Source organism: Methylomonas sp. TEB (assembly GCF_047777895.1).
Taxonomy (GTDB): domain Bacteria; phylum Pseudomonadota; class Gammaproteobacteria; order Methylococcales; family Methylomonadaceae; genus Methylomonas.
The window spans coordinates 4,202,987-4,221,054 of record NZ_CP180476.1 but is presented as its reverse complement, the minus strand read 5'-3'; the positions used below and the strand labels follow the sequence as shown (position 1 = coordinate 4,221,054).

18 protein-coding genes are annotated in these 18,068 nt (G+C 53.2%); 2 read left to right on the top strand and 16 right to left on the bottom strand.

Features of this window, described 5'->3' with window-relative positions; genetic code table 11:
- Genes ACMXD4_RS18990 through ACMXD4_RS18980 form a run of 3 tightly spaced genes read right to left on the bottom strand, consistent with a single transcriptional unit; the run spans window position 1 to window position 3,517 of the window.
- Window positions 1-1,386, bottom strand: a complete 1,386-nt coding sequence (locus ACMXD4_RS18990; RefSeq protein ID WP_415879080.1) for a DUF3526 domain-containing protein — start codon at window positions 1,384-1,386, stop codon at window positions 1-3.
- Entirely contained in the window at window positions 1,383-2,795 is a 1,413-nt protein-coding gene (locus tag ACMXD4_RS18985) for a DUF3526 domain-containing protein (protein WP_171697609.1), read from the bottom strand. The genes ACMXD4_RS18990 and ACMXD4_RS18985 overlap by 4 nt, the downstream gene beginning before the upstream one ends.
- Complete coding sequence (locus ACMXD4_RS18980; RefSeq protein WP_415879079.1) at window positions 2,792-3,517, bottom strand: ABC transporter ATP-binding protein; 726 nt, start codon at window positions 3,515-3,517, stop codon at window positions 2,792-2,794. The genes ACMXD4_RS18985 and ACMXD4_RS18980 overlap by 4 nt, the downstream gene beginning before the upstream one ends.
- Before the next feature lie 547 nt (window positions 3,518-4,064).
- On the opposite strand from ACMXD4_RS18980, the gene ACMXD4_RS18975 reads away from it, so the two are divergent.
- Window positions 4,065-5,042 carry a hypothetical protein gene (locus ACMXD4_RS18975; protein WP_415879078.1) on the top strand — a complete coding sequence of 326 codons (978 nt, stop codon included), beginning with the start codon at window positions 4,065-4,067 and terminating at the stop codon, window positions 5,040-5,042.
- A 235-nt stretch (window positions 5,043-5,277) separates the two neighbouring features.
- Here ACMXD4_RS18975 and ACMXD4_RS18970 read toward each other — a convergent pair whose 3' ends face one another.
- The 13 genes from ACMXD4_RS18970 to ACMXD4_RS18910 form a co-directional block, all read right to left on the bottom strand.
- On the bottom strand, window positions 5,278-5,907 hold the full coding sequence (locus ACMXD4_RS18970) for a DUF998 domain-containing protein (RefSeq protein ID WP_415879077.1): 630 nt from the start codon (window positions 5,905-5,907) through the stop codon (window positions 5,278-5,280).
- A 368-nt stretch (window positions 5,908-6,275) separates the two neighbouring features.
- Window positions 6,276-6,440 carry a hypothetical protein gene (locus ACMXD4_RS18965; protein WP_415879076.1) on the bottom strand — a complete coding sequence of 55 codons (165 nt, stop codon included), beginning with the start codon at window positions 6,438-6,440 and terminating at the stop codon, window positions 6,276-6,278.
- 37 nt (window positions 6,441-6,477) lie between these two features.
- Window positions 6,478-7,359, bottom strand: a complete 882-nt coding sequence (locus tag ACMXD4_RS18960; protein ID WP_415879075.1) for a DUF4189 domain-containing protein — start codon at window positions 7,357-7,359, stop codon at window positions 6,478-6,480.
- 290 nt (window positions 7,360-7,649) lie between these two features.
- Window positions 7,650-9,620, bottom strand: coding sequence for a methyl-accepting chemotaxis protein (locus ACMXD4_RS18955; RefSeq protein ID WP_415879074.1), 1,971 nt, complete (start codon window positions 9,618-9,620; stop codon window positions 7,650-7,652).
- 350 nt (window positions 9,621-9,970) lie between these two features.
- Window positions 9,971-10,537 (bottom strand): elongation factor P-like protein YeiP, encoded by a 567-nt coding sequence (yeiP, locus tag ACMXD4_RS18950; protein ID WP_033159245.1) that lies wholly within the window; start codon window positions 10,535-10,537, stop codon window positions 9,971-9,973.
- 3 nt (window positions 10,538-10,540) lie between these two features.
- Window positions 10,541-11,263 (bottom strand): arginyltransferase, encoded by a 723-nt coding sequence (locus ACMXD4_RS18945; RefSeq protein WP_415879073.1) that lies wholly within the window; start codon window positions 11,261-11,263, stop codon window positions 10,541-10,543.
- Window positions 11,260-11,952, bottom strand: a complete 693-nt coding sequence (aat, locus tag ACMXD4_RS18940) for a leucyl/phenylalanyl-tRNA--protein transferase (protein WP_415879072.1) — start codon at window positions 11,950-11,952, stop codon at window positions 11,260-11,262. Before aat ends, ACMXD4_RS18945 begins: the two co-directional genes overlap by 4 nt.
- 121 nt (window positions 11,953-12,073) lie before the next feature.
- Window positions 12,074-12,802, bottom strand: a complete 729-nt coding sequence (locus ACMXD4_RS18935) for a response regulator transcription factor (protein ID WP_225892914.1) — start codon at window positions 12,800-12,802, stop codon at window positions 12,074-12,076.
- A 13-nt stretch (window positions 12,803-12,815) separates the two neighbouring features.
- Window positions 12,816-14,402: a HAMP domain-containing sensor histidine kinase gene (locus ACMXD4_RS18930; protein WP_171697617.1), complete on the bottom strand. Its 1,587-nt coding sequence runs from the start codon at window positions 14,400-14,402 to the stop codon at window positions 12,816-12,818.
- A gap of 5 nt (window positions 14,403-14,407) precedes the next feature.
- Window positions 14,408-14,983, bottom strand: coding sequence for a hypothetical protein (locus tag ACMXD4_RS18925; RefSeq protein WP_319963255.1), 576 nt, complete (start codon window positions 14,981-14,983; stop codon window positions 14,408-14,410).
- 5 nt (window positions 14,984-14,988) lie between these two features.
- Window positions 14,989-16,440, bottom strand: coding sequence for a sensor histidine kinase (locus ACMXD4_RS18920; protein ID WP_171697619.1), 1,452 nt, complete (start codon window positions 16,438-16,440; stop codon window positions 14,989-14,991).
- A 327-nt stretch (window positions 16,441-16,767) separates the two neighbouring features.
- Window positions 16,768-17,244 carry a NifB/NifX family molybdenum-iron cluster-binding protein gene (locus ACMXD4_RS18915; protein ID WP_171697620.1) on the bottom strand — a complete coding sequence of 159 codons (477 nt, stop codon included), beginning with the start codon at window positions 17,242-17,244 and terminating at the stop codon, window positions 16,768-16,770.
- 179 nt (window positions 17,245-17,423) lie between these two features.
- A complete protein-coding gene (locus ACMXD4_RS18910; protein ID WP_171697621.1) occupies window positions 17,424-17,741 on the bottom strand; it encodes a hypothetical protein in 318 nt (105 codons plus the stop codon).
- A gap of 99 nt (window positions 17,742-17,840) precedes the next feature.
- On the opposite strand from ACMXD4_RS18910, the gene ACMXD4_RS18905 reads away from it, so the two are divergent.
- A complete protein-coding gene (locus ACMXD4_RS18905) occupies window positions 17,841-18,005 on the top strand; it encodes a hypothetical protein (protein WP_415879071.1) in 165 nt (54 codons plus the stop codon).
- The last annotated feature ends 63 nt before the right edge of the window (window positions 18,006-18,068 follow it).

Sequence of the window (18,068 nt, the reverse complement as noted above, 5' to 3'; positions counted from 1 at the left end):
TCAGGCTTTGGCAAAGCGCCGGCGTGAGAAGAAGAGCGCCGCCAACAACAGCAAGGCCAACGCCGCTTGTCCGGCAATCAAATTTAGACACGCCGCCGGATTTGTCGGATACGCAAAGGCAAAGCGCGGTTGGTCGTGGCTCAGTTCATCGCGCCAAGCGCTATCGCTCATGATCTTGGGGACGAAATAGTCGCGCCATTGATCTTCAAACTGATTGACCGCCTGAATATACTCGGCATAGCGCGGCGCATCGATGCCGGCCAGCCTATCGGCCATTTGCACTGCCGCCAGTGCTGGCGACAGCCAAGACCACGCTTCCAAAAACTCGAATTGCGCCTGGCGGGCGCTGTCGAAGCGGTACATCAAGGGCCGGATCTGTTGATCCAGAACCAATCCGGCCGGCAAACCGGTAATTTCGCGCGGTAACTCTTTGCCGGTTTGCGGCAGCTGCAGATCGGGATGATTGCTATACCACTGCGCCAGCAGCGCTTGACGTTGTTGATTGTTTTGTTCCTGAAACTGGCGGATGGCGATGATGCTATCCAACCTGGATGGCATAGGCTCATGTCGATCAGCGGCCCAAGCCAGCAGCGCCGGATTAGCGAAGGTTAAAACCAACCAAACGCCCAGCATGCCGATGGCCGCAGCCCCTGAAGAGAAGGGCAGCAGCAGGAACAAGCCGGCGATGCCAAACCACACCAGTGTGTACAAGGCGGCGAACGCCAGCCAATAAACCAGCGTTTCCAGGCTAAATGCCGGATCGAGCCATAGCGCCAACAGCGAACTGCTGAAAACCACCAGTACCACCACGCCATAGCGCACGCTCAACGCCGCACACACCAAGCGCCAGGGTGCCGACATTTGCGTGCAGACCAAACGCCAGACTCCACTCTCGCGGTCTTCCTGCACCAAGCCGTAGCTCAAGGCAATCACCATCAGCGGCGTCAGTAGCGCGAACACGGTGGCAAAATCCAGCATGCCCAACTCATGCAGCATCGGGTTGAACAACTGATCGCTGTTACGGCCGTCGGTGTGGCGGCTGCGAGTGGAGATTTTGATGCCGGTACTTAAAAAATCCAGTTGCCGGATGCTCAAGGCCAAACCGCTCAGGGCCGGCAGCCGCAAAGGCGGCGCGGCGGCACTGGCGGCGAAGGCATTGGCTTTGGGGGTGTGGTCCGCCGCTTTCGGGGCGTCATGCATCTCCGCTTGATTGGACATCGCGTTGACGGTCTGCGGCGCTGCGGTGCCGTGTTGACGGAATTCGCGCGCAGCCAAACCCGACCAAACGGCGCTAGCCAGCATCACCAGCAGAAACAAACCTGTCACCCACAGATTTAAGCTGTTGCGTTTAAAACGCAGCCATTCGATGGCGATTAACTGCATCATGGCACCAGCCTCCGTGCGGAAAGGCTCAATAAACCCACCGATAAACCCAACCACAGTAACAACACCAAGAGATCCAGTTCGGCGGCCTGCAGGGCAAAACCGATGTCCGGGGCTTGATAGCTAAAATCCGCCACGCTACGCCAATCGGCCTCAGCGCCGGTGGCCTTGCGCTCCGTGCCGCGGCTACGCTCGCGGTCCCAGTCTTCGGTCAGGTTGATAAAGTACTGCCGATATTGTTCGGCGGCGTCTTCAAAATGCCGTTGATGGCTCAAATCCATACCGGCCAAGGTCATGGATAAAGACCGTAGCGCTAGGCTGGGGCCCAGCCAGGACCCCAGATGGCTCAAGTGTTGTTGCTTAATAAAATTGTCGCGCAAGGCGTCGAAATGCAGGGCATGGACCTTAACGGAATAAGCATCGTTGTGCTGACGATTTAAGGACACGAACCCGACCGGCAAATCTTCCTTGCGGGAAACCCCGTACTGCGCCAACACCTGTGCTTCGAAGGCTTTGGCGCGTTGCTCATGGTCACCGTCGTGCTCCAGGCCGTGGTCGATGTCGTCCTTGATCTCACGCCAGAACTCGCTGGCGCTGGGGTTGGGCGCCAGCATTTCCGCAGTCACCGCGCCGAGGCGCGGAGCGATAAACACGCTGGCTAGCCAAAAGCCCAGCAGGCAAAACAAGGTGGTGCGGCTGGTGTTAAAAGACGCGGAAGCGGCGATGGCGACTGCGGCGAAGATGCCGTAGTACAGATTTAATAGCAGCAGCAACACCAGCAGGCGCAGCACGTCGTCCAGGGTAAACGCGAAGTTGCCTAGCAGTATCACGGCTGCTACCAACAGCGCCGGTGCCAAGACCAGGGCAAACGCGCTTAACAAGCCCAGCAATTTGCCGAACAACAACTGGCCGGCATTCACCCCCAAACTGTGCAGCATCCGCAAGGTGCCGGATTCACGCTCCTGGCTGACCGCATTAAAGGTCAAGGCCACGATCAACAGCGGTAATAAGGCAGTCAGCACGAAACTGGTCGTGGCTTGACCGAAACGGCCAGCCAGCACTTGATCCGCCGCCGGGCTGAATCGGGTCAGGTTGCGCTTATGCGGCTCCAGCCATAAAGACTGGCCGATATACGGCCGCAAGCCCGGATCCAGCGCCGCCACCGGCGTGTCCGGCTTAAACACATAGATGCCGTAATGCGCGGCAGAGTGTGGGTTTTTCACGCTCTGAGTATTCCATTGTTCCTTGGCGGTGGTGCCTACGCGGTGTTTTTCCGCGCGCAATTGTTGCAGTTCATAGGCAGAAGCCAGGAAAAAGCCGACAAACAATAGCAATAGGGCGATGCCCAAGGTCAACAAGCGGCCGTCGCGGAGCGTAGCGAGAAATTCCTTGCGGATGATGGTCTTGATCATGCCAAGCCCCGGGCATGTGCCAGATATTTTTGCTCCAGTTCGTCGTGTTGCACGGTGTGGGCGTCGAATTCTTCCACCAGCCGGCCACTTTTCATGATGCCGATGCGGTCGGCGACTTGCTTGGCGTTGAACAAATCATGGGTGGCCATCAACACCGCCATGCCTTGATCGGCGGCAGCGCGAATGCGTTGGGCAAAATCGTTGGCCGCGCTGGGATCCAGGCCGGAGGTCGGCTCGTCCAGCAACATGGCCTTAGCCTGTTTCGCCGAGGCGATGGCCAAGCCCACTTTTTGCCGCATGCCCTTGGAATACGCTGCCACCCGTTTGCCGTGGGCATCGGCTTGCAGACCGCTGTCTGACAGCAAACTGCGGGCTTGCTCGCCATGCAAACGAATATTCGCCAGCGCGCAGAAATAAGTCAGGTTTTCCAAGCCGCTCATCACCTCGTACAGCGCGACGTTTTCCGGTAGATAGGCCAGTTTTGTACGTACCAGATCGGGGTTGGCGTGCGGCGATTCTCCTTCGATCAACACTTGTCCGCTGCTGGGCTGGTTGAAGGTCAAAAATGTGCTGATGGTCGTGGACTTGCCGGCACCATTGCCACCCAGCAGCGCGTAAACGCAGCCCTTGGGAATACGTAAATTTAAATTCTCGACCGCACGGTGTTGTCGGTACTCGACAACCAGGTTTTGGGCGGCCAATACGGGGGACTCAGCGTTCATAAAAGATATTGGGTTTAAGGTGAATGATCTGCGACGGTCAGCCGGATGGGCCGCCGTCGCGCCCGGCATGCTAAGTATTTTAACGATAGACTGACGTAATAGGTGCGTTGTGCCAATGGGATATTTTCCTGGATATACTAATCCAGGATATTGTTGATAGCCGCTGACGGATTGTTTTTTCTGGTGATAAGGCCTCTGCTACCGGAAAGCGATAGGCTTTGGCGAATGAGTAACGGGAATTCCAGATGTGCTTTTAGCCAAATCCTTGATTGGTCGCGGACCTGATTTTTTTGAATGCGCCGGGTGCGTTTGACGGCAGGGGGATAGTTGTAGAAGCATCCTGCCAGAGGCTGAAAATGTTCCCAAGGTAAGCGCATTATCAGGGAATGAAAACGCCGTTTGGTTTGGAGTCTGATAACCTGAGTCGATAGTAAATGCTCGTTATCGACCCATTGTTGTCTGTCGACCAATCTGATTCAATGGCAGCAACTTAATCATAACCGATCACAATTACCTGTTACAGGTGATATACGTAAATCAATTGCATATGATCGGACGTTTCGGCTATCGGCTCAAAGCCGCGTTACGAACTAAAATAACTCAGGCAATCAACGTGATGAAAGGCTTTAATTGGAATTTCTTTGAAACCACTATTGAACGAAGGATTCGGTCTTTAGAGTGGATTCTTGATCAAGCTTATCCTACTCATCCACAACAACCAAAGCACTGTATTCGGATGCTCCACACAAACAGGCTAATTGAAGAGAATGAGTGCGCAATAAACGAGAATATCGTGACTGTTTCGGATCAGGAGTTGCGTTATTGGTTTCGCCCTTACTGCCAACCGGGATCACAACCATTTGACTCCTACAGATTGGATGGACTTTTTGGCTTCATACGCATAATAATCTGGCCGCGCATGGTTAAAGAGTGGTCTCTAGAGCGCCTAATTCTTGAACCGAAGCTTGATGAGAAAAGTAGGTCCATGGTGGAAACCTACCTACAACTACAGGCGAAGGCAAAAGAAATGGCGAACAGAGAGATTGAGTCACTTCTTAAAGGCAAAAGTGTTCCTCTTCAAGTAGTCAAAGCAATAACTTCGCTAGACATTGCTTCCATTAGCGCTTTTGCAGATAAGATAACGGTTGAGACAGTTGGGATAGGGCGTGAGGATCTATTGTCGCTTGTTGATGCGGTTAATCGAAGGGACGAGGAACTAATTGCATCAAAGCGAAAATCTTTTACGTTCCGTGTGCTTTATCAAGCGCGAATGAACGACCGTTCTCAAGATCCCTTAATAAAGCCACTTACTTATGGCACTGGGGAATTTCAAAGAAAAATGTCCGAACATTCCAAAGCCCTTACGATCATAGCAGAAAGGCATTTCGCGGAATCTTTTAGGAAATTCTGCCAATGCGATGACGTTAAGAGGATCGAAAGTGAAGTGTTTGGACAATATAGATCAGTTCACTCACAGGACTTTTCGAAACGTGTCGAAGAACTGGTATCAACTGTTTGCCATTAGAGAACAATTTATGATCTATACCAGCCATTCACAAAGACACCTTGAACGGCAGAAGTTGGCCGAACTTAGCCTGCCTCCTAAGCAAACAGAAATGCAGTGCCCTCAAACGCCAAGTCTGCACCTGACCAGCATCGTTTATCATTAGTCCGACGCAGAGCACCGGAGCCTTGAGTAACACAGACTGGCTTGGCGCTTTGGAATCGGCATAGCCAGCAAGTTTACCAAGCCATTCGAATTAGCGCCCAACGTCCAAACGGTCGGATACCGGCCAAAGCGGTGTAGTGCTGGCGAGCTTTCTGAAGCTTCCGCAAGCCAGCCAGCCAAATAGCAGCGCTTCGATGACGCGTTGCACTGCGCCGCGTACGCCAAACAATGCGGGAACGGTCATTAACAGCAGCCCAGCCCATACCAATACGCCGGATAGCTGCAGAGCTAAGGCCAATGGGGTGTTTTCGCGCCAGGCTTTTCCTATCAGGAATAGCCCCAAACCGCCTCCGGCGTACTCCAGTCCGCCAAACGCATTGTGAACCAATTGCCGCCATGAACCCCATAGCGGCGCGCCCTGATCGCATGGAAAAAAGCTGCAGGCCACGTAAGCGATTCCGACGCAGCCGAACGCGGCCAAGCCTTTGCGAACCTGTTTCGTCATATGCCGCTGCCGGTATTCCGAGAATACGGCCCAGCATTGCAACAAGCCCAATGGTAACGCCCAACCGAAATTGATGCGGTTTGCCAGTGGTGTGGAAATAACGCTCAATTCGCTGATGGTCCGGCTAATGGCGTCGTAATCCGCTAATAGCGTGGGTAAATAAATGACTCCGCCTAGCCAATAAAACGAGGCAGCCAAGCCTGCCCAAGCACCCATAACATTGTTTACCTTTTTCATAGCGTTTTAACCTATCTGTTCGTGCGTTGGCGTGCACCAGCGATAGCCGGGCAAGATCGTGTTGGCTGCGCACCGGATTGAGCCGTCAAGTTTGGCATACGTCGCAATCCGCCGTGATTTTCTCGAGTGTTATTTTGGCTCATCGCGAATTGCGGAAATGACTGCGTTCGCCAATGCAGATGTTTCTTGAAGTGGCTTGTAACGCGCTGAACACCTGCTTGGCAACATCCGGGGTCGGTTCTTGTCAGCGCCATTGCCTTTGTGTTGTTGCGGAAGGGCGGAATCGACCGGAATCAAAGCGCCCGTGTTGCTACTCAGCGCGGCTGCATTTTTGCCCACCACTTCATCTAGCCGCCCAGGCCATTCTCAAACACAGCCGTCTTCTCGCCGTTTCGGGACAGCGCGTAGTCGATGGTTCGGTTGGCGATTTGCGCCGTGGTCTGGTTCGGCAACGGCAAACAACCGGACGCCGGCGTTGCCAATTGCTTGCTGATTGCCGCATTTCCATCCACACCGCGCCAGCTTCAGGCAAATGCTCACGCCGGTTGTCTACTGAATGGCTTGGTCGGCTATTTGATTTGAATCATAAACCTCGACCAATTTGCATTGCTTGCCGTCGGGACAGAGCTTATCCACATTGCGTTCGAGCCAAGTGCGATCCCAGCCATCCACCCAATAATCGTAGCCGTCATTGGCGTGTAATCGACCCAGCATGCCGCCGCCGGAATGTCTACCGACAACACAGGTTGTCCCGCTTTCCTTGCGGCACCGGCTGAGAGCGGCTTCCACATTTTCCGAAACAGGCCGGCCGCTCACCAGCCAGGTTTTTTGGTTTTCGGGCTTTGTATTCGATCCCGGAGCCGGCCAAGCCACCGTTACGGCCAGATATTCCTTGACGGGAACCGCCGGAAAACGGTCGGTTTGCGCCAGTGTGTTATAGAGCATCGCGCTTTCTCGGCAAGAATCGGAATCCTTTTGGCAGGCCAGCATGGCCACGGCGCTTGCATTGGCAATGGAATCGCCACTGGATACGTAGGGACGCTCCCTGCCGTTCCGCACGGTGCCGATATACTGGCTGTTGTGCGCTCGTACCAGGAGTGTGCAATCCTTCGGTAAACCCATCGCGCCCTTGCAGGCATCCATGGCGGTTCGCTCGGCATCTTGAATATTGAGATAGCCGGAAGACACCCAAAGTTGCGGCGTATCGGGATGGCCGACGACAGCCATAAAAAGATCCGCCAGCGACGGTTGATAGCCGCCATCTTCGCCATTGCCGTCGTTCTGATCCTTTGGCACACAGGTTATCCAGCCGGAGTTGGCATCGACAACCGCGTTGAATCTGGCCGGACATCCGCCCGCATCCGCTTGGGAGTTGGAACTGAAAGCCATGCCGAGAACCAACGCTAAGGATAGTGTTGCGACTATTTTCATGTTTGCACCGCATCAACCGAGTTGCTGAAAAATGCCGAGCGGAGAAGGTTGCGCATCAATATCCGTTCGGCGATAGCGATATTAATACGCCAAGCGGCTACCATACAAACTGCGTGCTCCAGCCGTTGCTTGAAAATGCGATCAAGGACGGCGTGGGGGTTACCGCCGGTTCAGGCCAAATCCGGTTTACAGCTGTTCGTACCTAAGACCGGCGGCATATCGCCGTAAAAAATGCCATGCCGCACGACGCCACACCGCGCGCATCGCTAAAAACACAGTCTTTGCCGAGCTTATTGCAGTTTGAACTGTACGACCAATTGTTCCAGGTTGCTGCTGATGCCTGTTAGGGATGAGGCGCTCAGCATATTGGTTTTTGCCGCTTCCGTGGTTTTTTTTGCCAGTTCGGCGGTTTGTTCAAAGTTGCCGGCGATTCGCTCGGTGGATTTCGATTGCTGGATGGTTGCCTCGGAAATCCGCGAACTGTTATCGTGGATGTGGTCGATGGATAAGTTGATACCCTTTATCGCGTCGTACACTTGTTTGACTGCTTGGGTCGTGCGGGTGGCTGCTGTTTGTTGAGTGTTCATCATCGCGACCGTGGTTTTCGTGGCCGAGCTGAGTTTTTCCACCAGTGCTTGAATCTGGCTAGCGGATTTCGCCGTGTTGCCCGCCAGGCTTCTGACTTCATCCGCCACCACCGCAAAGCCCCGGCCGTGCTCGCCGGCGCGCGCCGCTTCGATAGCGGCATTCAACGCCAACAGATTGGTTTGTTCGGCAAAGCTTTGAATCATGCCCAAGACACCTTCTATTGCCGAGGCATTACCTTGCAGCAATCGGAGGGCATCAGCGGTTTTATTGATGACTTGTTCAAGCTCAGTGACTTGCTGGTTGGTATGCACGATATGTTGAACACCCAGCTCGATCAGGTTTTTAGCTTCCGTGGTGCAATTTTGCGACTCTGCCGCATGATTGGCTACGCCATTGAAGGATTTAGATAGATCGGCCATCTGCCAGGCCGCCACTTCGGTGGCTTGCTGCTGATCGGCGATAATGCTATTCAAATTTTGGGCAACCGCTTCGATGTTTCTGCCGTATTCCTTCAAGGCGCGCGATTCGCGGTTGATGTTGTCGATCAGCGAGTTGAAATACCCATGCAGTTTCTCCAACGAGGTGCACAATTGCCCGATTTCCGCGATTTGGCTCTCCACGGTAAATTTCGAACTTAAGTCGCCATTCGCCAATTTATCCACGTAGATCGAGAACCGGCTGATGATGGTCGCCAGATGGCGCTTGACTAACAGGGTGGTGCCGCCGGTCAGCATTATCAAAATCATGCAAATGATCATGACGGCGTAAAGCATGTGCTCGTAGTCTTGATATTCTCGGTTAATGTTTTCTTCCAACCCCAGGAGTTTTTCCTGGAACGCCCGCATTTGTTGATCGACGTTATCTTGGCTGAGTTGTTTTTGCTTGAGGGTATTTTGGGCGTTCGCTAAATCTTTTTCATAGCGGCTCAACAAGTAGCGTATTTCCGATTTAGGCTCCAGCGCCATGTCTTCGGCTTTGGCGGTAGTCGTTTGCTTGCCCAGCGTAAATTCTTGATCGTCGCTAGGCTGAGCTTTCATCACCCCGAGCAGAGGCAGCTGTTCGATGGTTGTCGCCGCGTCGGACAGCAGTTTTAAACAAACCAGGACGTTGTCGGTTGATGCCTGTTTTCGCTCCGCAAAGAAGCTTTGCCGGGCGCGTGTAAGATTTTGTAGCGCGAATTGAGACTGGCTGATTGCCATCAGGTAACTGTGCCGCTCGCTGAGTTGGGCTCCGTCGGCTTTTTCTACGTAGCTATGTAAAGTTCGTAAATGTGCCGATAGCTGTTGCTCGTTGTTGACTAACAGAATTTGTGGTTCCGCTAGCTTTCCCGCAGCGCTCAATTCAGGTAACGCGGCTTGTTGTACATCGACGATCAGTTGGGTCAGCGTAGTCTTTACGGTCTCCGAGAGCGAGGTATTTGCATTGATGTCGCTACTCAGACGATTGAGGTTGTCTGTCAGTTTTGCCAGCAAGGTAGCGTCGCCATTCTGTAAATATATAAAAATCGGCTGACTGATTTCCAGGTAAATCCTATCCTTTTGCTGGCCAAAGAAAGCGACCGTGGCGAATGCTTTGTTCAGATGATTTAACGACCAACTGACCGTCACCCCGAAGCTGGTAATTACAATGAGCAGGGCCAGCGTGACGAGCTTAGAAATTTGGCTGATTTTCATGCGTTGTTTCGGCGAAATGTTGACTAACGCTAGAAGCTAATTCAATTTCGTTACGGCTAGATGACAGTTTTGGCCCGGCTCGACAAATTCCGTGATTTAGCTAACAGATGCGGTCAATAAACCGCCAAGAACGGGGAATTCGGCTGTTTTTGTGACGGTATCGGTGGGCTGGCTTAGCGGTTTGGCCGGGTGGCGGGTAGCTTGAAGAACCGGTGGCCTTAACCCACGCAAGGGAGTTTATTAAGAGTGTTTTGCCGCGAGTGGCGGCACGATGAGCTGGCAACAACAATGATTTGCCGGATTCCGCCGCACAGTAGTCCTGTCCGCCGCAATCCGGCAACGCAGCGGGTTTAAGCCCGCGACGAAAATTCGCCGGTCTCGGTGTTGACCTTGATCATCTCGCCCGATTCGATATATTCGGGGACTTGTACTTCCAGGCCGGTACTGAGCTTGGCGGTTTTGGTGCGTTTGGTGGCGCTGGAGCCTTTCATGGATGGCGGGGTTTCGACGATTTGCAGCGTAATGGTGGTTGGTAACTGGATACCTAGCGCGGCGTCGTCCATCAACAGCATGATGATGCCTTCCAGGCCGTCGGTCAGATATAGGGTTTGGCCTTCCAGGTCGTCAGCCGCCAGCGCATATTGATCGTAAGTTTCGCTGTTCATGAAATAGTAGGTGTCGCCGTCCTGGTAGGAAAACTGCACGTTGCAACGTGAACAATCGGCGGCTTTCAGCATGTCGTCACTTTTGAAGGTTTCGTCCAGTTTTTGCCGGGTTTTCATGTGTGTAAAGCGGACTTTGTAAAGCGTGGTCGCGCCGCGCGAGGTAGGGTTGCGCACGTCGATGTGTTTCACCACATACGGCTCGCCGTTGATTTCGATGGCGGTTCCCTGTTTTAGTTCGTTGGCTTTCGGCACGGCTTAATCCTCGTTAAATGTTTGATTTGAAATAAATTGCCACTGGCCGTTCAGCAGGCCGGTCAGCGGTTGATAATCGATTTTGTAGCGCATTTTACGACAGTCTTTGATCCAGTAGCCCAGATAAACGTAGGGCAGGCCCATTTGCTTGGCCGTTTCAATCTGCCAGAGCACGGCGTACACACCGGGGCTATGGTCGGCAAAATCCGGGTCGAAAAAGGTATACACCGCCGATAGCCCGTCAGCTACCACATCGACCACCGCGACCGCAGCCATTTGGCCGCCGATTAAAAACTCCACAAACATCGTGTCGCACCAGCTGCTGCCGAGGAATTTGATGTAGTCATCGGGCGTGGTTTCGGTGTCTTCACCAGGTTTGTCGTGACGGGCACTTAGATAACGCTGATAAAGCAGGAAATGCCGCGGGTCGAACTCGGCGTTTTTGACGACTACCCGGGTTTGTGCATTGCGCTTGATACAGCGTTTTTGTTTACGGTCAGCTTGGAATAATGCCACCGGCAGTCGCGTCGGCACGCAAGCCTGGCAGGCTTCGCAATAGGGTTTATAAACGTAATCGCCGCTGCGCCGAAAGCCCTGAGCAATCAGTTGCGAGTAGAGCGTGGTGTCGATAGTCAGCGAAGGATGCACGAAGCCGGAACGCGCGATGCGGTCGTCCAGATAGCCGCAGGCGTGGCCGCTGTCCAGCCAAAGCGGGATGGAGTTCATGCTTGCCAAGCGCCGGGTGTCGGTGCTTGATCGCAGAGCCGGTCCAGCAGCTCCACGAAGCGGCTGCGGCGGATTTCCGCCGCTCCCAGGCTGAGTAAGTGTTCGCTGCTGACCTGGCAGTCGATGAGTTGATAGCCCCAGGCGCTGAGCTGCTGCACCAGATGCACAAACACTACTTTGGAGGCATCGGTTTTACGATGGAACATCGATTCGCCGAAAAACACCTGGCCGATGGCAATGCCGTACAGGCCGCCCACCAACTGGCCGTCCTGCCAGGCTTCGCAGCTGTGTGCGATACCCAGGTGGTGTAGTGTGGTATAGGCTTGGCGGATGTCGTCGGTAATCCAGGTGCCACCTTCGTCGCGACGCGGCGCCGCACACGCATCGATTACTTGACGAAAGGCGCTGTCGTAACGAATTTCAAACAATTGTTTGCGCAGGGTTTTCGCCAGGCTGCGAGAAATATTCAGTTGTTCCGGAAACAATACCAAACGCGGGTCGGGCGACCACCACAGTATAGGCTCGCCGGGATTGAACCAGGGGAATACCCCGTGCCGGTAGGCGTTGACGATGCGCTGCGGCGACAGGCAACCGCCAAAGGCCAGTAAGCCGTTGGGTTGTTTCAAGGCCTTGTGCAATGGCGGAAAGGCTTGGTGCGGATGATCCGGGTCGAGCAGGGTGAGTTGCATAGGAGGCGCTTGATGTCCGGGTTGGCGCTGGTTTGTTCAGTAAGCTAGCTTACCAAGGTTTGTAGGCTGCCGACCAGACTGTTGATAACGGTGCGTAGACACAAAATTTCGCACGTCCAACTCAAGATGCATCCATTTTGTATCCAAAGCCGCGCACGGTTTTCAGCAATTTCAGTTCGTAATCGTCGTCGATCTTCCGCCGCAGTTGGCGAATATAAACATCCACCACGTTGGTCAGCGGATCGGCGCTATAGCCCCAGACTTGTTCCAGAATGCGTGTGCGGCTCAATACTTTACCCGGCATACGCATAAAGCATTCCAGCAAGGCAAACTCCTTGGGGGTTAACTCGATAACGTTATCGCCGCGTCTTACCTCGTGAGTTTCGCCATTAAGTACCAGGTCTTCGATACGCAATTCCTTGTCGTCCTGTTTCACTTCGCCGCCGCGCCGCCTGAGTAAAACTTCGATACGGGCCAGCAATTCTTCAAAGGCGAACGGCTTGGTCATATAGTCGTCGGCACCGGAGCGCAGGCCGGCTACTTTGTCTTGCACGGTATCGCGCGCGGTTAGCATCAAAATCGGGGTGTCGATGCCGTTGCTGCGCAAGCGTTCGCAAATCTGCCTGCCGTTCATGTCCGGCAGGCCCAAGTCCAGAATGATCACCTGAAAGCTGCCTTCGGTACCCAAGGCAATGGCCTCTTGCCCGCTACGGGCCACCTCCACGGCATAGCCCTCGGCTTTTAAGCCGCGTTGCACGAAATCGATGATACGCTCGTCGTCTTCAACCATCAGTACCCGCATATAGCCTATTCCCGTCAGAGTATTGGTTGTCATGTATTTATCATTCATATGAAAATCCGTCCTATGCTACTGTAAGCAGGGGTAGTGTAACCGTAAATGTCGATCCGGCGTTTTCGACGCTACGTACCGCGATTTGCCCGCCGTGGGCTTGCAGGATGGATTTGGCCATCGGCAAACCCAGGCCGGAGCCGTCGTCTCGGGAATGCTGGGCATTGCTGCTGCGGAAGTGGCGTTCGAAAATTCGATCTAGATCCTCGGAGGGTATGCCTATGCCCTGATCGGTCAGGCTGAAACAGGCCTGTTTACCGTCGCGCCATAACGCCACGGCGATATGGCCAAGCGGTTTGGAATAGCGGCAGGCATTTTCGCCCAGAATGAACAGCACCTGCCGTAGCCGTTGCTTATCGCCGCGCACCAGTAACGGTCCGGACGGCGCGTCCAGGCTGACGGAAATCGAATACTCTTGCGCCATCACTTGAAAATCCTCGACGCTGCTGGCTACCAAATCCGCCAAATCCACTTTATTCCATTCGAATTGCAGATTGGCCGTGTCGGCGCGGGCCAGAAACAGTAAATCGTTCACGTATTTGCCCAACTGCATCGATAGCTCGACGATGCGTTGCAATGCGTCTTTGTATTCTTCGGCATCGCGGTCCTGGCCGCGCAACGTCACTTCCGCTTCGCCGCGTATCACCGTGATCGGCGTGCGCAGTTCGTGGCTGATGTCCGCCAAAAACTCACGGCGGGCATTATCCATGCGCTTTAATTCCTCGTTCAATAGATTAAGCTCAAAGGTCCGCTCGGTCACTCGCTCTTCCAACACGGCGCGGCCTTCGCGTAGTTTATCTTGTTGAACTTCCAGTTCCTTGGCCATTTGATTGAAGTGGCTGGCCAGATAGGCAAATTCGTCGCGGCTGTCCAAAGCGATGCGGTAATCCAGGTTGCCGGAGGCGATTTCGTCCGTGCCTTTCATTAGCGCTTCGATAGGTTTTTTAAACGCGCGGAGCAACATGATGCCGGCTACCAAGCTGAATAACGCCGCGGTTAACGAGGCCAGAATCGCCGTCCAGCGCGACTTTTCCACCAACATTTCCAACTCGAGCTTGGCTTTTTTTGCCTTTTCCCGTTCGGCGTTGATGGCGGCGTCGATTAGGGGTTGGAATTTACCGTCGATTTCCTCTTCAGTGAACTTGGCTAAAGCCTGCACCGCGGTAGTCAGCTTACCTTGCAAGCGCAGCCGCTCGACTTCTTCGAAGCGATATTCGCTGGCTTCCAGGAAAGCGGTGAGATGGGCGACTTTCTCCAATTCCGCGGGCTTATTGGTCCATTCTTCGCTGGCGCTGTCAGTGTCCGGCGCTTTGACGGCGGTGTCGCGTAGCGTTTGCATGGCCTCGTAAAGACGGCGTTTGGAAGATTCCACGCCGGTTTCCGAATTGGGGTTGGCGGTGATCAGCCGGTCCATGCGTTGCTTGAAATGGCGATAAGCTTCCTGCGACAGCTGTTCGTAATCGTCGAAGGTTTCGTAGGCGGTTTGGCTGTGTTGAAAATAGCGCGCTACTTCGTCGGCGCCCCAATACAAGGCAATGCCCAAACTCAATACAAAGCAGAACGAAACAACAATGACTATCGCCAAGCGAAACCGAAACATTGGCCCTATTTGCCTTCGCTAGTCTCGTCCAGTTGCTTTTCCATCGACCGGATGGCTTCCAGTTTCTCGCGCAGCAGTCTTGATTCTTCTTTCTTGGAACCGGCGGCGTCTTTCGTTTCCAGCACGTTTTGCACGGTTTTGTGTTTGCGTTCCAATGAGCCGAGTTTTCGTGATGCGCTGTTGATGCGCTTTAATGCCTCGGTGTGAATGGCAACCAGGTGGCGCATCCGTTCGTCGCTCAGGCCTGCGGGCGGAATGCCGGCAATTTCATCGAGAATTTTGGGAATGTCGCCACAGGCATCTGACAATAGGCGGCCTACCATCAAATGCAGTAACACGCCAATCTCGGGTTCGTCTTTTTGGCGTTTCATTAAAGACCGGCACGTCTCGGTGCGGCTCGCCGTGGTCATGTTGGCCAGATTGTTGCCAAAATCCAGCAACTCGTCTATGTCCGAATGCACCACCGGCGCGCTGTAAACGGTTGGAAAATGTTCCTTGACGCTGGAATCCATCTCGGCGCAGCCGCTGATGGTCAACAATGATGCGACCAGTGCCAATACGCGCATGAATAGTGCCTGCATGTTGCTTAATTCTCCCCGGTTAACGGAATTTGAACCCTGATGCGGGCTCCTTGTTGGTCTTGACGGGCATCGATGACTTCCACTTTGCCTTGATGATTGGCGACGTATTCCTTGACGATGGCCAAGCCCAGGCCGGGGCCGTCACCGGTATCGCCGGTCTTGCCGCGATAAAACGGCTCGAAGATATGATCGCGTTCGTCGATGGCGATACCGGGGCCTTCGTCTTCCACTTCCAGTTCCATCAAAGTACCGGCGTCGCGTAATATGACGCGAATTTCACCGCCTTCCGGCGAAAATTTCACGGCATTGGTCAGCAATTGTTCGATGATTGCCCGCAATTGTTCGGGAATGCCGGCAATTTCCATCGGCCTTGCCAGCATGCGGATAGCGATGGCTTTACTGCTTAAAACCGGTTGAAAATCGTCAACGACGGTTTCCAGCAAATCTTTGATGTTTACGCTTTCCTTGCGATTGATGTCGGGCAGGGAATTGATCCGACTGTAGCGCAGTAATTCCTCGGATACGGCGCTTAACTTTTCGATATTGGCGCATAAATGCAAAACAGTGGCTTGCCGCTTGCTGTTGGGGTCGTAGTCGGTTTCGCCGGCCAGCAATTCGGCATCCTGACGCAGGCTTGCCAACGGCAGTTCTATCTCGCGGGCGACGTTTTGCATAAATTGTTGCTTGGACACTTCCAGTTCCAGTAAGCGAGTGCGCAGCCACTCCAAACGGTTGCCCAGGTAACGTAAATCCGACGGGCCGTTCACCAGAATCGGTTCTGCCAGCTCGCCCGCGCCCAAACGGCGGATCGAAAGATCAAGTTGCCGCATCGAACGCGACAATACGATCAACAGAACGGCAATCACACCGAACGAAATCGCCAGTAATACTGCGCCTTTGACCAGTAGGCCATGCTCCAGCGATTCCGACAATTGGTGCAGTTCGTTGAATTCGTGATCCACGTGGTTTTCAAACTCGCGCGATAGGGTGGCGGCGGATTCGCGCAAGCCCTGAAAAGCCTCGTCTATCGGTAATTCCAGATTATTCTCGTCATCCGAACCGATGATTTGCTGGTAAATCAGGTTTTCTTTTTCGGATAATTCATTGACCAGCAGCGCGATTTTGTTATCGACGTGCAGTTTCAGCAAATCACCCAAAGCCTGTTTAAACGAGGCTCGCACCGTTTCGTAGGATTGCCGTTCGTAGGGTTGGCGCAGCGTCGGGTCGGACAGCAACACAAACAGTTTGGCCTTGCGCTCTATATCGGAGGCTTTTTGTAAAACCAAGCGGATGGTTTTGGTTTGTTCGAAGACATGCGTGTTGACGGTGCGGCCCAGCGCCGAGGTCTCGCGCATGCCAAAAGCAGCGTACATCACGGCCAGAAACAGCGGAATCACCGCAATGACAAAGCCCAGAATGATCAGGGACTTTAACGATAAAAAATTTTTAAATTTCATCCTTGTGCGAGAAGCAATAAATCACTCCATAGTATAGTTGAAACGGTATCCTAAAAATTGGCCCTAAATCCGTCACAAACGGCATTGCCCAGCGGCCACAAGGCTGGCGGCAGCAAATACCGGGAGGCGCAGGCCGGATGCCCTGAGTTTAGAAAAAGGTAGTTTAGCGTTGGCGATGGTGGCGCAAATGTCGGTCGCCGGCCCAAGCGTGCGATTATTTGCGCCAGGCCTTCACATACCATCGCTGCCGCGGGGATGACGCTACCCGGAAATGTAAGGACAGGGGGAGTAAAGTTGGAGGGTATTAAGGCAAAATTGCCCGGCAGATTATTCAGCCCATTCTTCGTCAGCCATCTCTGCAAAACGGCTCTGATCTTTACCGGATTTTTGTTTAAAAATACGTTCCAGCAACGGTGACATGGCCCCGGTAAGGTCTTGCTGTAACTCGGCAATGATTTCTTCAATGTCGGGACCGCCTTTAACGATGACCGGATGAGCGCCCAATTTGATTAATTCATTGGTGGCTGTGCCGCCGACAGAACCGCAATAAACCATATCGCAGCCGGTTAACCAGGCCAGCTTAGGCTTTAATTTCTCTTCATTCCCGTCACGTTGTTCCTTACCAAACGACTTAGCCGCCAAAGGCGTCGCGGAACTGCCGTCTATAGCGTAGACATGAAATCCCAAGGATGACCCGAAATGCTGATTGACCATCTCCCCATCGGAACTGGCAAAAGCCACGATCAGCTTATTCGCATCGACTTCAAGCTCCGCGACACTGTTTACATCGGCAAGTTGATTCATATGACACTCCGTAATGAATATTTGGGCCAAAGGACGACTAAGGCTAGGTTTTAAAATTGATGGTTTTGGGTGTTGTTAATCCGTGCCTTACTTATTACCCCGCCCTTAAATACCGTTCGACCAGAGCCTGTCGAAGGGCACACCAGCCTTGGGTTTTTACGAGCTCGGTACAAACCGCGCTACTTTTGTTGCCGGTATTCCGCAACCAGCTCTTTAATCTTCAGTCGCATAATGTCTTTTAACATTTGTATTTTTCGGTCATGTTCCTGATGGGCAATATCGTAAATTTGTTTTCTGAGAGTTTCGTTACTATCCTCGGGCAGACTCAAAGACCATTCAGAAAAAAAGGCATCGTAGCTGTCTATCGTTTTGATCAACTCAAACCTGAGTTTTTCCCTGTCTTGCCTCGGGATAGCCTTTAGCGCTGCATCGATAACCGCATCAAGATCCGATTTTTGTTGTTGGTTGGGAACGGGAAACGGGATGATCTCAGACATAAGCGCCGTGATAATGATGAACAACCGGACATAGCATTGATTTGTGCACGGCTTGCTTAATTCATATTTCGCGCCAATTTATAAGCGATTGATTAATAAATGAAAAATACTGTAGGTGTCTGTTGTGTTTGTAACAAACAAGACCCTGTTGAACCGCAGATGTATGAATGGCAGCAGTTGCGCTTAATCGACTTCGGCAATCCGCTTGGAAACGTTAGCGCTCCAGCAGGTGCAAATTGGCGGACCTTGCTCGGTCAGGATTAAGCGGGTAAAGCCGACCCGTTGCGGGCAGTGTCACTTTTCAAAGCTGCAGTCAGCGGATGGTCA